The organism is Rhodanobacter hydrolyticus, from assembly GCF_044904645.1.
In genome coordinates, this window is the sequence record NZ_JADIKK010000008.1 from 3041877 (window position 1) to 3058639 (window position 16763).

Here is a 16763-nt window from a genome sequence, read left to right on the forward strand (position 1 = left end):
GCCATCGCCGCATATGGTCCGTATGCCAGTGCGCTCCGGATGCGTGGCGCCTGGGAAACGGGCTCCTGTCCCTAAAGCATGCCCCGTGGCGGTCGATAAGCCCATTTGTCAGCGCCATCGGGCGCGAACGGAGCGCAAGGCATGGCCGGCAAACGGGCGGCAAAGCGGGATGGCGAGCAGCACGACGAAGTGGCGACGGTGGTACTGCCGGCGGACTGCCGCATAGGTGCCCAGGCCGCGCTGCAAGCCGAATTGTCGGAGGCGCTGCGCGGTGGCGCGATCGAGTTCGACGGCAGCCAGGTGGAGCGCGTGGACACGGCCGCGCTGCAATTGCTGGTGCTGTTTCGACGCGCGCTTGATGCGCGCAGCGGCACGCTGTCCTGGCGCTCCGTCAGCACGGCTTTGAACGATGCAGCCAGCCTGTTGGGGCTGGCGCGGATTCTGGAACTGCCGGCCGTTGGGCCGGCCTAACGAGGTGGGAGCATGGCAAAGATCCTGGCGGTAGACGATTCGGCTTCGATGCGCGGCATGGTGGCCTTCACCCTGCGTGGCGCGGGCCACGAGGTGACCGAGGCCGAGAATGGCCAGCTGGCGCTGGACGCGGCCGGCGCGGGTGCGTTCGACCTGGTGCTGGCCGACGTCAACATGCCCGTGATGGACGGCATCAGCATGGTGCGCGCGCTGCGCGCCAAGCCCGAGTACCAGGGCGTCCCCATCCTGATGCTCACCACCGAGTCGAACACCGAGAAGAAGATGGAAGGCAAGGCCGCTGGCGCCACCGGCTGGCTGGTCAAGCCGTTCGATCCCGAACAATTGCTGGCGACCGTCAAGCGCGTGCTGGGCTGAGGAAGAACACATGGGCGCGGTCGACCTGTCACAGTTCCACAAGACCTTCTTCGAAGAAAGCCTGGAAGGCCTCGACGCGATGGAGGCGGCATTGCTGGCACTGGACTCGGGTTCGACCGACCACGAGTTGGTGCACACCATCTTCCGTGCGGCGCACTCCATCAAGGGCGGCGCGGCAACGTTCGGCTTCGCCGACGTGGCCGCGTTCACCCACGTGGCCGAATCGCTGCTGGAAGAGGTGCGCAGCGAGCGTCGTGCAGTGGACACCGGCCTGACCGATCTCCTGCTGCGCTCGGTCGATTGCCTGCGTGCCATGCTCGACCGCACCGCCAAGCACCAGCCCGCGGCCGATGCGACCAGCGAGGCATTGCGCGCTGAATTGACGGAGCTGGTGGAAGGCAAGATCGCGGCCGCGCCTGCGGCCGCAAAGGCCACTGCCGCGCCGGTAGCCGGCTGGGGCATCCGTTTCGTCGCGATGCCCCACCTGCTGCAGACCGGCAACGAGCCGTTGCGCCTGTTCCGGGAGTTGCAACAGCTCGGAACACTTGAAGTGGTGCGCGCCTTCGTCAGCGACGCTGCTCCTGCGGATTTCGCGGCGCTCGACCCAAGCCAGTGCTACATGGGCTGGGAATTGCGCCTGCACGGCGCGGTGGCGCGCGGCGATCTCGATGCGGTGTTCGAATGGCTGGACGGCGATTGCGAGCTCGCCATCGAACCGCTGGCCGCGGCGCCGGCAGAACAGGCCGCACCAGCCGCAGCCCCCGTCTCTTCCGCCCCTTCCGCCGTGGTTCCCGCGGCTGCGCCCGCCCGCGAAGCGGCCGCGGGCGGCGGTGGCGGTGGCGGTGGCGAGGGGGGATCGATCCGCGTGGGTATCGACAAGGTCGATGCCTTGATCGACATGATGGGCGAGCTGGTCATCACGCAGTCCATGCTCAACAACATTGGCGAGAACTTCGATCTGTCGCAGCTGGAGCGGTTGCGCGAAGGCCTGGCCCAGCTCGAACGCAACACGCGCGAATTGCAGGAAAGCGTGATGCGCATCCGCATGCTGCCGATCGGCTCCGTGTTCAACCGCTTCCCGCGGCTGGTGCGCGACCTCGAACGCAAGCTGGGCAAGCAGGTGAGGCTGGAACTGCAAGGCGAGCAAACCGAGCTGGACAAGACGGTGCTGGAGAAGATCGGCGATCCGTTGGTGCACCTGGTGCGCAATGCCATCGACCACGGTCTGGAGATGCCCGCGCAGCGGCGTGCCGCGGGCAAGCCCGAGGCCGGCACGCTCACGCTGGATGCGCATCACGAAGGCGGCAACATCGTGGTACGCATCAGCGACGACGGTGCCGGACTCAACCACGAGCGCATCCTTGCCAAGGGCATCGAGCGCGGCCTGGTCAAGCCAGGCCACCAGCTCAGCGACGACGAAGTGGCCGAGCTGATCTTCCAGCCCGGCTTTTCCACCGCAGCACAGGCCACCGACCTTTCCGGTCGCGGCGTAGGCATGGATGTCGTGCGCCGCAACGTGCGCGACCTCGGCGGCAGCGTGAGCGTGAAGAGCGTGGCCGGCAAGGGCAGTACCTTCACCATCGCCTTGCCGTTGACGCTGGCCATCATCGATGGCCTGGTCACCGAGGTGGGCGAGGAACGCTACATCGTGCCGCTGATCTCCATCGTCGAATCGCTGCGCCTGCCGGCCGATGCCGTGCGCAAGATTGCCGGCGGCGGCGAAGTGTTCCAGTTCCGCGGGGAGTACCTGCCGGTCATCCGGCTGCACCGCGCCTTCGGTTGCGCCAATGCCATCGCGGAGGTCGAGCGCGGCATCGTGGTGGTGGTGGAGGACGAGGGTCAGCGTGTTGGTTTGCTGGTCGATGAACTGGTCGGTCAACAGCAGGCGGTCATCAAGTCGCTGGAAAAGCATTACGAGCGAGTGCAAGGCGTATCGGGCGCCACCATCGTCAGTGACGGTTCGGTGGCGCTGATTGTCGACGTGGGGGGGGTGGCGCGCCTCGGGCGGCGCAGCAAGGCAGCCTGATCGCCGATTGGTGCGCGAAACAGGGGGAAGGCAGATGTCGTCCGCGAACTGGTCGTTCCATCGCCTGAGCGTCAACGCGCGGACGGTGCTGGTGGTCGTGGTGGTGGTGGCCGGCCTGTTCGGCCTCACCTTGATGAACGCCCTGCAAAGCCGCACCAAGCAGATGGATGGATTGCAGAACCTGTTGCGCGGCCATATCGAGTCCGCGGTGTCGGTGGCGCAAGGTTTCCATGATCGCGCGCAGAAAGGCGAGTTCAGCGAGGCGGAAGCCGAGAAGCAGGCATTGGCGCAGCTCCGCGCCATGCGCTGGAACAACGGGGCCGGATACATCTTCGTGTTCGGCGACGACTACACCTTGCTGATGCACCCGGTGTTGCTGAAAAGCGAAGGCAGCAACGTGCGCGACACGGCCGACCAGAACGGCGTGTTGCTCTATCAGGCCATCCACGACGTCGATGCGAAGGATGGCGGCGGCATCACCTATTACGACTGGCCGAAGCCGCCCAGCATGAAAGTCGTGGGCAAGATGGCGTATTCGCAACCGTTCAAGCCGTGGAACGTGCACATCGGCACGGGCGCCTATTTCGACGACATCGACGCGCAGTTCCATCGCGAACTGACCCTGGATTTGCTGTGGGCCAGCGCGGTGGGTGCGCTGGTGATCGCGCTGGTGTGGCTGTCGATGAGCAGCATCCGGCGAAGCATCGGAGGCGAGCCGTCGTTCGCGGTGGAGATGACCGGGCGGATGGCGGACGGCGACCTGTCGCTGGGCGGGGCGGAGAAGCTCGAGCTCCCGCCGGGCAGCATGATGCACGCGATGCAGCGGCTGCACGTGAAGCTGGTGGAGGTGATCGGGCAGGTGCAGCAGGGCTCGCAGGTGGTGAGCGGCGCGGCGCTGGAGATCGCGCGCGGCAACGACGACCTGAGCCAGCGTACCCAGGAGCAGGCGTCGAGCCTGGAAGAGACGGCGGCCTCGATGGAAGAGATGACCGCGACGGTGAAGCAGAACGCGGAAAACGCGAGCCATGCCAACCAGTTGGCGGGCGGCGCGCGGGAGCAGGCCGAGCGCGGCGGCAAGGTGGCGTCGCAGGCGGTATCGGCGATGGCGGAGATCACGGCCTCGAGCCGGAAGATCAGCGACATCGTGGGCCTGATCGACGAGATCGCGTTCCAGACCAACCTGCTCTCGCTGAACGCGGCGGTGGAAGCGGCGCGCGCAGGGGAGCAGGGCCGTGGCTTTGCGGTGGTGGCGAGCGAGGTGCGCAGCCTGTCGCAGCGCAGCGCGGCGGCGGCGAAAGAGATCAAGGCGCTGATTGGCGAGAGCGTGGAGCGGGTGGAAGCCGGCGGTGCGCTGGTGGAGCAGACCGGCACGGCGCTGTCGGAAATCGTGGAGAGCGTGTGCAAGGTCACCGACATCGTGGCGGAGATCGCGGCGGCGAGCCAGGAGCAGTCGTCGGGCATCGACCAGGTGAATCGGGCGGTGATGCAGATGGATGAAGTGACGCAGCAGAACGCGGCGCTGGTGGAACAGGCGGCCGCGGCGGCGCAGGCGATGCAGGAGCAGGCGGCGGCGCTGCGGCGGCAGACGGCGTTCTTCCGGCTGGACGGCGCCATGGCCAAGGCCGAAGCGGTGCAGGAGGTGCAGGCGATCAAGCCGGTGCCGGTGGCGGCACGCAAGGTGTCGGCGTCGCGCGAGCTGGCGCGCCCGGTACGGTCGCCTGCAGCCGCGGCTGCGCGTGCCGATAGCGGTTGGACAGAGTTCTGATTCTGGGTTTCCGGCGCGCCCGATGTCGAGGCATCGCGGCCGGCATCCATGATGTGAGGTTGGTGCGATGGAAAGAAAGAAGTGGTCGCTCGGCAGTTTGAGTCTGCATGCCCGCGTGGTCGTCGTGATCGTGGTAGTGCTGGCCGGCCTGACCGCGCTTACCGTGATGAACGCATGGCAGAGCCGGTCGGTGCAGATGGTGGACCTGGAGCATCGGCTGCAGGGCGAGATCGAATCGGCGGCGGAAATCGCGCAGGGCTACCACGTACGCGCCGGGAAAGGCGAGTTCAGCGAGGCTGAAGCCCGGCGGCGGGCACTGGCGCAGATCGGCAACATCCGCTGGGACAAGGGCAGCGGCTACGTCTTCGTGTTCGGCACGGACCTGGTGATGCGCATGCATCCGTTGCGGCCCGACTGGACCGGCAAGGACATCAGCGCCGAGACCGATGCGAAGGGCATGCCGCACTACCGGATGATGTCGGAGGCCGACGTCAAGGATGGCCAGGACCTGATCCGCTACACGCAGAAAATGCCCGACGGCAGCAGCAAGGACAAAATCACCTATTCGCAGCTGTTCAAGCCGTGGGATCTCAACTTCGCGGCAGGCGCCTATTTCGACGACATCGATGCGAAATTTCGCCACGACCTGTTGGTGAACCTGGCGTGGGCCGGCCTGCTGGGTGCGCTGGTGATCGCGCTGGTGTGGCTGTCGATGAGCAGCATCCGGCGAAGCATCGGAGGCGAGCCGTCGTTCGCGGTGGAGATGACCGGGCGGATGGCGGACGGCGACCTGTCGCTGGGCGGGGCGGAGAAGCTCGAGCTCCCGCCGGGCAGCATGATGCACGCGATGCAGCGGCTGCACGTGAAGCTGGTGGAGGTGATCGGGCAGGTGCAGCAGGGCTCGCAGGTGGTGAGCGGCGCGGCGCTGGAGATCGCGCGCGGCAACGACGACCTGAGCCAGCGTACCCAGGAGCAGGCGTCGAGCCTGGAAGAGACGGCGGCCTCGATGGAAGAGATGACCGCGACGGTGAAGCAGAACGCGGAAAACGCGAGCCATGCCAACCAGTTGGCGGGCGGCGCGCGGGAGCAGGCCGAGCGCGGCGGCAAGGTGGCGTCGCAGGCGGTATCGGCGATGGCGGAGATCACGGCCTCGAGCCGGAAGATCAGCGACATCGTGGGCCTGATCGACGAGATCGCGTTCCAGACCAACCTGCTCTCGCTGAACGCGGCGGTGGAAGCGGCGCGCGCAGGGGAGCAGGGCCGTGGCTTTGCGGTGGTGGCGAGCGAGGTGCGCAGCCTGTCGCAGCGCAGCGCGGCGGCGGCGAAAGAGATCAAGGCGCTGATTGGCGAGAGCGTGGAGCGGGTGGAAGCCGGCGGTGCGCTGGTGGAGCAGACCGGCACGGCGCTGTCGGAAATCGTGGAGAGCGTGTGCAAGGTCACCGACATCGTGGCGGAGATCGCGGCGGCGAGCCAGGAGCAGTCGTCGGGCATCGACCAGGTGAATCGGGCGGTGATGCAGATGGATGAAGTGACGCAGCAGAACGCGGCGCTGGTGGAACAGGCGGCCGCGGCGGCGCAGGCGATGCAGGAGCAGGCGGCGGCGCTGCGGCGGCAGACGGCGTTCTTCCGGCTGGACGGCGCCATGGCCAAGGCCGAAGCGGTGCAGGAGGAGGTGCAGGCGATCAAGCCGGCGCCGGTGGCGGCACGCAAGGTGTCGGCGTCGCGCGAGCTGGCGCGCCCGGTACGGCCGCCTGCAGCCGCGGCTGCGCGTGCCGATAGCGGCTGGACCGAGTTCTGAGACGGGGCGCCGTCGCAAGGGCGCTCAAGAGTTCGCCGGGCAAGCCGATACCGTTTACGCATCCGGTGTCCCGGGATGACTATCACGAGGTAGATGATCCATGTACGAAGACAAGGCGGACACGGCGCCGACCGTGCAGCAGCTGACCTTCAGCCTGGCGGGTGAGGAGTACGGCGTCGAGATCCTGTCGGTGCGCGAAATCCGCGGCTGGTCGCGCGTCACCCGCATCCCGCAAGCCCCCGATTACCTGCTCGGTGTGTTGAATTTGCGTGGTGCAGTGGTGCCGGTGATGGATCTGCGCCTGCGTTTCGGGCTCGAGCGCGAAAGCTACGGCGACAGCACGGTGATGATCGTGGTGGCCGTGGCCGAGCGTCTGTTCGGCATCGTGGTCGATGCGGTGTCCGACGTGGTGGACGTGGACCCGGCCTCGATCAGGCCGGTGCCGGACATGGGCGCCATCGTCGATACCCGCTACCTGAAGGGGCTCGCCACCCATGCGGAGCGCATGGTGATGCTGCTCGACGTGGAAAAGCTGATGCGCCCCGAAGACGTTGAGACGCTGAACACCGTACTGCCGGGAGTTCGCGATGTCGAAGTTGCCGCCTGACACTGGAATGCTGATGAATATCAAGAAATTCGTTTTGGGTCTCCGTTTTTCGAAGCTGCAGAACCTTTCCGTCAAGGGACGCCTGATCGGCATGGTCGGCCTGCTGTCGGGCATGCTGGTGGTGGGTGCGGTTGCGGGTTTGAGCGTCATGGCCTGGCAGAAGGAAGGCATGCGCATGAGCTACGACAACGGCATGGTGCCGGTGAGCCTGATGGCCGAGCTGCGCGTCAAGTCGCTGATGAACTTCATCGTGCTCGGCGAAGCGGCTTCCGTGGTCGGCAAACCCGACCAGGTGAAGCAGAAGCTCGCCGAGTTCGACAAGAACCAGGCGGCCTTCCCGGGACTGGCCAAACAGTTGGCCGCGGTGCAGATGAGTCCGGAAGTCGCCAAGCAGTACAAGGCGTTGACTGCCACTGAAGGCGACTATGTCAGCAGCTTGAACGATGTCCGCAGCGCCTTGGCGCAGGGCGATGACGGCGCGCACGACCTCTTGGAAATGGAAGTGCGTCCGGCCCTGATGATGCGTATAGACCAGCTCAACAAGCTGATCCAGGTGCAACGCGACGAGGTGAAGCAGACGTACGACAACCAGTCGGACCGCTACAACAAGGTGCGCGCGCTGGTGCTGTTCGGCATGGTCGGCGGCCTGCTCCTCGCGGCACTGGTGGCGGTCCTGCTGATCCGCTCGATCACCGGCGCGTTGAAGCGCCTGATGGAGGTGGCCAGCGCCATCGCCGAGGGGCGGCTGGGCCACGACATCAAGGTGGTAAGGCACGACGAGCTGGGCAGCCTGCTTGCAGCCTTCCGCACAATGGATGAACGCCTCAGCGCCATCGTGGGCGAGGTGCGCCAGGGCTCCGACGCGGTCAACAGCGCGGCGCAGGAGATCGCACGCGGCAACGACGACCTCAGCCAGCGCACGCAGGAACAGGCCTCCAGCCTCGAGGAAACCGCTTCGTCGATGGAGGAGATGACCTCCACCGTGAAGCAGAACGCGGAGAACGCCAGCCACGCCAACCAGCTGGCGCGCGGTGCACGCGAGCAGGCCGAGCAGGGTGGCGAAGTGGCCGGCCGGGCCGTTGCCGCGATGGGCGAAATCGATGCCTCCAGCCGCAAGATCGGCGAGATCGTGGGGCTGATCCAGGACATCGCCTTCCAGACCAACCTGCTGGCGCTGAACGCGGCGGTCGAAGCCGCACGGGCTGGCGAGCAGGGCCGCGGCTTCGCCGTGGTGGCCAGCGAGGTGCGCAACCTGGCCCAGCGCAGCGCCGGCGCGGCGAAGGAGATCAAGACCCTGATCGCCGAGAGCGCGGAGAAGGTGCGCAGCGGCTCGGAGCTGGTCAATCAGTCCGGCAAGGCGTTGGCCGACATCGTCGAAAGCGTGAAGAAGGTCACCGACATCGTGGCCGAGATTGCTGCGGCCAGCAACGAGCAGTCCGCTGGCATCGACCAGGTCAACAACGCCGTGATGCAGATGGATGAGATGACCCAGCAGAACGCCGCCCTGGTCGAGCAGGCCTCGGCCGCCGCCCGTGCCATGCAGGAGCAGGCCGAGGATCTGACGGCGCAGGTCGGCTTCTTCCGGCTGGCCGGACGCGCCGCGGCGGCGAAGCCGGGTGCGCCGGCGAATGCGAAGCCGGCACCCGCGAAGGCGGAAGTGGCCAAGGCCACCGAGGCGGTGTTCGCCGCCGTGCGCAAGGCGCCGCCGCCGCGTGCCATCGCCGCCGAGGCTGATTCCGGCGCCTGGAAGGAGTTCTGAGCATGGCTGTCGCCACCGCCAGTGCGTCCAGCAGCAAGGCGCCGTCCGGTGACGACGCGATCCTGCTGGGCGATGCCGAGTTCCGCTTCCTGCGCGATTTCGTGTACGAGCACCTGGGCATCTCGCTGGGCGAGCACAAGCGCCAGCTGGTGCAGGGGCGGCTGGCGCGGCGCCTGCGTGCGCTGCGTCTGCCCGACTACGCCGCTTATTGCGAATTCCTGCGCAGCGACCCGGCCGGCGAGTTGGGCGAGCTGGCCAGCGTCATCAGCACCAACGTCACCTCGTTCTTCCGCGAGCCGCACCATTACGAGCTGATGGAAAAGCAGCTGCTGCCGCAGTGGATCAAGAAGAAGCGGAGCGAGGGTGGCCGGCTGCGCATATGGTCGGCCGGTTGTTCCACCGGCGAAGAGCCCTACGCCATGGCGATGGTGCTGGCCGAGGTGCTGGAGCAATGCGGCGCCAGCGGCATGGATGCAAAGATCCTCGCCACCGACCTGTCGCCGCAAGCGCTGGACCAGGCGCGGAACGGCGTGTACGCGCTGGACAAACTCGGCGGCATCAGCGAAGAACGCCGCCGCCGATGGATGATGCGCGGCGCCGGGGAGTACGAAGGCTACGCCTGCGTGCATCCGCGCCTGCGCGAGCTGGTGACGGTGCAGCCGCTCAATCTGCTGCACGAATGGCCGATGCGCGGGCCGTTCGACGCGATCTTCTGCCGCAACGTGGTGATCTATTTCGATCAGCCCACCAAGCAGAGGCTGTTCAGCCGCTACGCCGCGCTGCTGTCGGCGGGCGGCTATCTGTTCCTTGGCCATTCCGAGTCGCTGCACGGCATCAACGAGGACTTCGAGCTGGTTGGGCGTACCGCCTACAGGAAGCGCGGATGATGAACACGCAGCGCATCGAGCGCCGGATCGACCGGCGCACCGTACCGACAGTGACCGAGGCGCCGCCCGGCTATGAACATCTGCGGCGGTTCTGGGATCCGGTGCAGGGCTGCATGACCGTCAAGGTGCTGCCGGGCGAGTTCTACGTGAGTTCGCAGGAGGAAATGGTGAGCACCGTGCTCGGCTCCTGCGTGTCCGCCTGCATCCACGATCCGGTGCGCGGCATCGGCGGCATGAATCACTTCATGCTGCCCGAATCCAAGGGCGGCAGCGACAGCTGGGCCTCCACCGTGGGTCGCGCGGCGCGCTACGGCTCGGATGCGATGGAACACCTCATCAACGATCTGCTGAAGGCGGGCGCGCAGCGCGCCGACCTCAGCGTCAAGCTCTTCGGCGGCGGCCGCGTGCTGGCCCAGATGAGCGACGTGGGCCAGCGCAACATCGAGTTCGTGCGCCGCTACATCTCCACCGAGAAACTCAAGGTGGTGGCCGAAGACCTGGGCGACATCTATCCGCGCCAGGTGCAGTTTTTCCCGCAGAGTGGCAAGGCACGCGTGCGTCAGCTGCGCCGCAGCGACGACGTGAAGCTGGTGGCCGGCGAGCGCACCTACCTCAAGCAGTTGGCGAACGATCCGATAAAGGGCGAGGTCGAGCTGTTCTGACGCCGGTGTCTCCGGTGCGGCAGCCCGCATAGCCAGGGTGAGCAATGGAAAGAGTGCGCGTACTTGTAGTCGACGATTCCGCATTGGTGCGCAAGCTGATGTCGACCATGCTTACCTGTGATCCGGAGATCGAGGTGGTGGGCACGGCGCCGGATCCCTTCATCGCCCGCGAGAAAATCAAGCAATTGAATCCCGACGTGCTCACGCTGGACGTCGAGATGCCGCGCATGGACGGACTTACCTTCCTGGAAAACCTGATGCGGCTGCGGCCGATGCCGGTGGTGATGGTGTCCACGCTCACCACCGCCGGCGCGGACGTCACCCTGCGCGCACTCGAGTTGGGCGCGGTGGACTTCTACGCCAAGCCGAACGCCGATCTCGCCGCCAGTTTCGGCGACAGCGCGCAGGAGCTGTGCGCCAAGGTCAAGCACGCGGCGCTGACCAGGCCCAAGGCGCGCACCACCGTGCGCCCGCTGGAAGTGGCGCCACGCCTGACAGCCGACGCGGTGCTGCCTCGCTCGCAGGCGCCCGGCAGCCGTGGCGGCAGCCCGATCATCGCCATCGGCGCCTCCACCGGCGGTACCGAAGCGGTGCGCGTGGTGCTGGAAATGATGCCGCCGGATGCGCCGTCGATCCTGGTGACCCAGCACATTCCGGCCGCCTTCAGCGGTCCATTCGCTGCGCGCATGGACCGCTGCTCGGCGATGCGCGTGTGCGAGGCGAGCGACGGTCAGCCGATCCAGCAGGGCACGGCCTACATCGCACCCGGAAGCCACCATCTGCTGGCGATGTGGGACGGTGCCAAGTTCGTGTGCCGCCTGCACGACGGCCCGCCGGTGAATCGGCACCGCCCCAGCGTGGACGTATTGTTCCGCTCGCTGGCGGCCACCGCCGGCGCCTCCACCATCGGTGCCCTGCTCACCGGCATGGGCGACGACGGCGCGCGTGGCCTGCTCGAGCTGCGCCAGGCCGGCGCGGCCACCCTGGTTCAGGACGAAGCCAGTTCGGTGGTATGGGGCATGCCCGGTGCTGCCTGGAAGCTCGGCGCCGCGCCGGAAATGCTGCCGATCGACCACATCGCGGATCGCCTGCTCGCGCTGGCGCACCACCCCCACCACGGCGCCAAGCGCGCCTGACCCGGATCACGGATCATGCCATTCACTCTCGCGCAACTTTTCCGACGCCCGCAGGCCGGCTGGATCGCCAGCGTCGTCGTCCTGCTGCTGACCTTGCTGTGGCACCCGGCGTGGCTGGCGCCGTTGGCGGTGCTGGCCGTTACCGCGGCCTGGTTCATTGCGACGCGCGGCGAACAGTCGCTGGCTGCGCCGGTCGCCGCTCCGGTCGTGGCTGCGTCCAGCGCAAGCGTGGAGCCGGTGCGCGCGGCGATGGAGGACGTGCGCAGCGCGCTGGTCGATGAACTCGGCCACGCCACCCGCGAACTGCACCAAGGCCTGGATTTGCTGCGCGACGCCGTCTCCGAGCTGGGCGGCGGCTTCGACGGCTTGTCCACCAAGACCGCGCTGCAGCAGTCGCTGCTCAAGCAGATCATCGACGTGCAGGACGGTGGCGTGTCAGTGCAGGACTTTGCCGCCCGCACCGGCGATCTGCTGGAACACTTCGTGGGCATGATCGTGCAGATGTCACGCGAAAGCTTGCGCATCGTCTACCGCATCGACGGCATGGCGAAGGAAATGGACGCGGTGTTCGGCCTGCTCAAGAACGTCAACACCATCGCCGAGGAAACCAACCTGCTGGCGCTGAACGCGGCGATCGAGGCGGCACGTGCCGGCGAATCCGGCCGCGGCTTCGCGGTGGTGGCCGGCGAAATCCGCAACCTGGCCAGCAATTCCAACCAGCTCAACGAACGCATCGGCGGCCACGTCGAGCGCGCGCGCACCGCCATGGAGCAGCTGCGCGGCCTGATCGGCGCGATGGCTTCGCAGGATCTCAACGTGGCGCTGTCGGCCAAGGGCGGCATCGACGCCATGACGGCGCATGTCACCGAGAGCGACGCGCGCACCAACAAGGTGGCCGACCAGGTGGTCGAGATCAGCCGTGGCCTCACCAGCGACGTCTCCACCACCGTACGCTCGCTGCAGTTCGAAGACATCCTGCGCCAGCTGATCGGTCAGACCCGCGAGCGCCTGGTGGACCTGCAGGAAATCACCAGCGAGTGCACGCGCGACATCGAGGATCTGGCCTGCACTCCGCTCGAAGCGGAGGCGCTGGAAGAGCGTGCCCAGCGCGTGCGCAGCCGGCTGGCGATCCAGCGCGAGAAAGCGCGCCTGCGCTCGCGCGGCCCGGCGTTGCAGAACTCGATGGACGCCGGCGAGATCGAACTTTTTTGAGGGCTACACCATGATCGTCCAACACGACGCCGAGCTCGATTGCCTCACCCTGCAACTGGGCGAGCGCTTCGACTTCAGTATTCACCGCGATTTCCACGATGCCTGCCTTGGCGAAGGCAAGCGTGCGCGCAGCTACGTGATCGACCTGGGTGAGGTCACCGGCATGGACAGCTCCGCGCTCGGCATGCTGCTGTTGCTGCGCGAACACGCCGGCGCGGACCGCGCCGACATCCGCATCGTCAATGCCTCGGGCGAGTTGCGCAGCACCCTGCGCGTCGCCGGCTTCGACAAGCTGTTCGTGCTGCACTGACCCGGCGAGCGCCCGTGTGTACGAGGCGCGTCCCGCGGTGCGGTCGCTAAAGTTTTCTGCAGCGCGACCGAAAAAAGATGCATCGCGGTTTCCCCTTAGTCCCCCTTTGGAGTCCTTCATGAAAGCTTTTGTTGCCGCCGTCGCCCTGTTGCTGGCCCCGCTGGCTGCCCATGCTGCCTGCTCGGCCACTGACTTCGCGATCAAGGATTTCAAGCCCGTGCCTGCGGGCGCGCGCATGAGCCTGAAGGGCACGCTGGTCAACAATTGCGCCTCGGCCGCGGCCGCGCAGATCCGCATCGACGGCAAGGACGACTCGGGCAAGGTGCTGCAGAGCAAGCAGGTGTGGCCGGCTGGCACCTCCAACATCGCCCCCGGCGATTCGGTGAACTTCGACCTGGGCCGCATGTTTCATCCCGATCCCGGCATGACCACGTTCACGGTCAGCGTGGCCGACGTGCGCGCCTGGTAAATCGCGGCAACCTTCCGTGAAGAGCGGCGGCGCGGCGGGAACGCCACGTCGCCGTTTTGTTGTTGCCGCAAGGCGGACGGCGAGAGCCAGTTCGGGCTCTGCGGCTAGCCGTTTCCAGCCTGCGGCGTGGATGTTTCGCGTTATCGCGAGCAACAAGGCGTTTTCGGTCGCCTGCCGATGCCCGAGTCCTCTCTCTTTGCCGCCTGATTCAATCCATCGGGCCTGCGCGCAGGTTGTGCTGAGTACGCCGGAGCCATTCCCGCCCATGCGATGGGCGGTGCGGTCACGCTGCGCCGTGTCTGGAAACTGACGGCTTTGCTATTCATCATTCCAGTGAAGGTCGGACAAGCGCGGCACTCAGAATGCCGCGGCCGACCTGTGAGGGGCGGGCGCGGTGAGCCATCCAGTAGCGGTCATGTTTGTTCAAGCCATACGGCCACGGATCATCGGCTTCGCTGTCGTGAGCCTCTTCTGGCCTGGGCTGGAATGACAGGCAGGGCCTTTTGGTGCAATCGAATCCCAGCACGGATCGCATGGAGGCTTTGAACAGGCTCTAAGCTGCGTGCGGCTTCCCATGCATGAGGCGCCCCATGGCAAAGCGATACATCCTGGCACTGGACCAGGGCACCACCAGCACGCGGGCGATGCTGGTCGACGCGGACGGGCGGGTGGCGGGCATCGCGCAGCGCGAGTTCACCCAGATCTATCCGCAGCCTGGCTGGGTGGAGCACGATCCACGCGAGGTTCTCGCCAGCGTGCAGGCCACGGTGGCCGAACTGCTCACGCGCATGCAGGTCGAGCCGGGTGATCTGGCGGGCATAGGCATCGCCAACCAGCGCGAAACCACGGTGATATGGGATCGTCGCACTGGCCAGCCGATCCACAACGCCATCGTGTGGCAGTCGCGGCAGAGCGTGGCCATCTGCGAACGGCTGCAGGCGGATGGCTGCACGCCCATGGTGCGGGCAAAGACCGGCCTGCTGATCGACGCGTATTTCTCGGCCAGCAAGATCCGCTGGCTGCTCGACCACGTCGAAGGGGCGCAATCGCGCGCCGAACGCGGCGAGCTGCTGTTCGGCACGATGGAAAGCTGGCTGGTCTGGAACCTCACCGGCGGGCGCCTGCATGTCAGCGACGCCAGCAACGCCGCGCGCACCCTGCTGTACGACATCCATCGCCGTGAATGGGACGACGAGCTGCTGCGCCTGTTAAACGTGCCGCGCGCGATGCTGCCGCGGATCTGTCCGTGCAGCGGGCATGTCGGCGATACCGATCCGGCGCGCTTCTTCGGCGCGGCGGTGCCCATCGGCGGCCTCGCCGGCGACCAGCAGGCGGCCTTGTTCGGCCAGGCCTGCTTCGAGCCCGGCATGGCGAAGAATACCTACGGTACCGGCTGTTTCATGCTGATGCACACGGGCGCCCAGGCGGTGCCGTCGCGCCACGGCCTGCTGACCACCATCGCCTGGGAGATCGGCGGCGAGGTCGAATACGCGCTGGAGGGCAGCATCTTCGTCGCCGGCGCGGTGGTGCAGTGGCTGCGCGACGGCCTGCGCATGCTCGAACGCGCTGCGGATTCGCAGGCGCTGGCCGAAAGCGTGGCTTCCAGCGATGGCGTCTATCTGGTCCCGGCCTTCGTGGGCCTGGGCGCGCCGTACTGGCGCAGCGAGGTGCGTGGCGCGATGTTCGGCATCACGCGCGGCACGCGCCGCGAACATGTCGTGCGCGCGGCGCTGGAATCCATGGCTTACCAGTCGCGCGACGTGCTCGCGGCGATGGAGGCGGACGCGGGCATTCCGCTGAAGGAACTGCGCGCCGACGGCGGCGCCATCGCCAACGATTTCCTGGCGCAGTTCCAGAGCGACATGCTGGATGTGCCGCTGCTGCGGCCCAAGGTGCAGGAAACCACGGCGCTGGGCGCGGCCTATCTCGCCGGATTGGCGCTGGGCTTCTGGGAAAGCCGCACGCAGGTCGCACGATTGTGGCAAGTGGAACGCCGCTTCGAGCCGGGCATGGCCGAGGCGGAGCGCGGGCGGCGCTATCGCGGCTGGCAGGCGGCGGTGCAGGCGGCCTGCGTCTTCACGCCGGATAGAACGCCGATGTAGGAGCGCACTGAGTGCGTTCCTACGCGGCGCGCTTCGGTCAGTCCAGCGCCTGGCCGAACTGGTCCTTGAACTCCGCGGCGAACTCGGCCCAGCTGAAGTGCTGGTTCTGCGTCCCCGGGTGCTCCACCTTGAGCGCGCCCATCAGCGAGGCCATCCGGCCGATGGTGGGCCAATCCTTGCCGCGCATGATGCCGAAGATCAGGCCGGCGCGGTACGCATCGCCACAGCCGGTGGGATCGACCACGCGGCGCTCGCGTGCCGGCGGGATCTCGTGCGTGATGCCGCCGGCGTGGATCAGGGAGCCGCGCGGCCCCAGCGTGACGATGTAGGCCTGCACGCGGCTGGCGATCTCTTCCGCGCTCCAGCCGGTGCGCGTCTGCAGCAGCTGCGACTCGTAATCGTTGACGATCACGTAGGTCGCCTTTTCGATCATCGCCCGGAACTCGTCGCCGCTGAACAGCGGCATCGCCTGGCCCGGGTCGAAGATGAAGGGCACGCCGCGCGCCGCGAATTCCTCGACGTGCTGCAACATCGCCTCGCGGCCGTCGGGCGCGACGATGCCGAATTCGATGTCGGGGATCTCGCGCACGTGATTGTCGTGCGCGCTGGACATCGCGCCGGGATGGAAGGCGGTGATCTGGTTGTTGTCCAGGTCGGTGGTGATGAAGCACTGCGGGGTGAACTGGTCGTCGAACACGCGCACGCGGTCCAGCGCGATGCCGCACTTCTCCATGTGCGCGCGGTAGGGCGCGAAATCCTGGCCGACCGCGGCCACCGGCAACGGATCGCCGCCTAGCAGCTTGAGGTTGTAGGCGATGTTGCCCGCGCAGCCGCCGAACTCGCGGCGCATCCGCGGCACCAGGAAGGACACATTCAGGATGTGCATCTGGTCAGGCAGGATGTGGTTCTTGAATTGGTCCTGGAACACCATGATGGTGTCGTAGGCCAGCGATCCGCAGATGACGGCAGACATGGTTGCGTGATTGCCCCAAGCGTGGTGGAGGCCGCGCTGGGCGCGGCCGACAAACCCGGATCCGTGGATCCGGCCAAAGGGTCGCATCGTATCGTGAACGGGCGTTCATGGCGACTCCGCAAACTTGACACGGAATCTCAGGAATGTGCGGAAAGCAGCGATGCGGAAGGCTTTTTTAACGTCTTTTCAGTTGCGCGCCTGGGTAACGCTG

General features: G+C 66.9%; 15 protein-coding genes. 14 read left to right on the plus strand and 1 reads right to left on the minus strand.

The genetic code is table 11. From position 1 onward, the window contains the following. Positions 1 to 141: 141 nt before the first annotated feature. From ISP25_RS16260 to glpK, 14 genes are all read left to right on the plus strand, one after another. Positions 142 to 471, plus strand: a complete 330-nt coding sequence (locus tag ISP25_RS16260) for an STAS domain-containing protein (protein WP_404615361.1) — start codon at positions 142 to 144, stop codon at positions 469 to 471. A gap of 12 nt (positions 472 to 483) precedes the next feature. Further along, positions 484 to 846 (plus strand): response regulator, encoded by a 363-nt coding sequence (locus tag ISP25_RS16265; protein WP_192159649.1) that lies wholly within the window; start codon positions 484 to 486, stop codon positions 844 to 846. Between the two features lie 10 nt (positions 847 to 856). Further along, a complete protein-coding gene (locus ISP25_RS16270) occupies positions 857 to 2872 on the plus strand; it encodes a chemotaxis protein CheA (RefSeq protein ID WP_404615363.1) in 2016 nt (671 codons plus the stop codon). A 34-nt stretch (positions 2873 to 2906) separates the two neighbouring features. Next, on the plus strand, positions 2907 to 4637 hold the full coding sequence (locus ISP25_RS16275; protein ID WP_404615365.1) for a methyl-accepting chemotaxis protein: 1731 nt from the start codon (positions 2907 to 2909) through the stop codon (positions 4635 to 4637). A 67-nt stretch (positions 4638 to 4704) separates the two neighbouring features. Next, the gene (locus ISP25_RS16280) at positions 4705 to 6435 is read left to right on the plus strand and encodes a methyl-accepting chemotaxis protein (RefSeq protein WP_404615367.1); all 1731 of its coding nucleotides are present in this window, start codon (positions 4705 to 4707) and stop codon (positions 6433 to 6435) included. Positions 6436 to 6535: 100 nt separating this feature from the next. Further along, the gene (locus tag ISP25_RS16285) at positions 6536 to 7042 is read left to right on the plus strand and encodes a chemotaxis protein CheW (protein WP_192159653.1); all 507 of its coding nucleotides are present in this window, start codon (positions 6536 to 6538) and stop codon (positions 7040 to 7042) included. 13 nt (positions 7043 to 7055) lie between these two features. Then, positions 7056 to 8801: a methyl-accepting chemotaxis protein gene (locus ISP25_RS16290; protein ID WP_404615369.1), complete on the plus strand. Its 1746-nt coding sequence runs from the start codon at positions 7056 to 7058 to the stop codon at positions 8799 to 8801. Between the two features lie 2 nt (positions 8802 to 8803). Further along, entirely contained in the window at positions 8804 to 9688 is an 885-nt protein-coding gene (locus ISP25_RS16295) for a CheR family methyltransferase (protein ID WP_404615371.1), read from the plus strand. Then, a complete protein-coding gene (cheD, locus tag ISP25_RS16300) occupies positions 9688 to 10350 on the plus strand; it encodes a chemoreceptor glutamine deamidase CheD (RefSeq protein ID WP_192159660.1) in 663 nt (220 codons plus the stop codon). Before ISP25_RS16295 ends, cheD begins: the two co-directional genes overlap by 1 nt. A 44-nt stretch (positions 10351 to 10394) precedes the next feature. Beyond that, the gene (locus tag ISP25_RS16305) at positions 10395 to 11486 is read left to right on the plus strand and encodes a protein-glutamate methylesterase/protein-glutamine glutaminase (protein ID WP_404615374.1); all 1092 of its coding nucleotides are present in this window, start codon (positions 10395 to 10397) and stop codon (positions 11484 to 11486) included. Positions 11487 to 11501: 15 nt separating this feature from the next. Continuing rightward, on the plus strand, positions 11502 to 12698 hold the full coding sequence (locus tag ISP25_RS16310; RefSeq protein WP_404615376.1) for a methyl-accepting chemotaxis protein: 1197 nt from the start codon (positions 11502 to 11504) through the stop codon (positions 12696 to 12698). A gap of 10 nt (positions 12699 to 12708) precedes the next feature. Further along, on the plus strand, positions 12709 to 13008 hold the full coding sequence (locus tag ISP25_RS16315) for an STAS domain-containing protein (RefSeq protein WP_192159666.1): 300 nt from the start codon (positions 12709 to 12711) through the stop codon (positions 13006 to 13008). Between the two features lie 118 nt (positions 13009 to 13126). After that, on the plus strand, positions 13127 to 13477 hold the full coding sequence (locus tag ISP25_RS16320; protein WP_192159668.1) for a hypothetical protein: 351 nt from the start codon (positions 13127 to 13129) through the stop codon (positions 13475 to 13477). 590 nt (positions 13478 to 14067) lie between these two features. Beyond that, positions 14068 to 15579 carry a glycerol kinase GlpK gene (glpK, locus tag ISP25_RS16325; protein ID WP_404615378.1) on the plus strand — a complete coding sequence of 504 codons (1512 nt, stop codon included), beginning with the start codon at positions 14068 to 14070 and terminating at the stop codon, positions 15577 to 15579. A 37-nt stretch (positions 15580 to 15616) separates the two neighbouring features. Here the strand turns inward: glpK and ISP25_RS16330 are convergent, their stop codons facing one another. After that, positions 15617 to 16552: a carbohydrate kinase family protein gene (locus ISP25_RS16330; protein WP_192159677.1), complete on the minus strand. Its 936-nt coding sequence runs from the start codon at positions 16550 to 16552 to the stop codon at positions 15617 to 15619. Between the last annotated feature and the right edge of the window lie 211 nt (positions 16553 to 16763).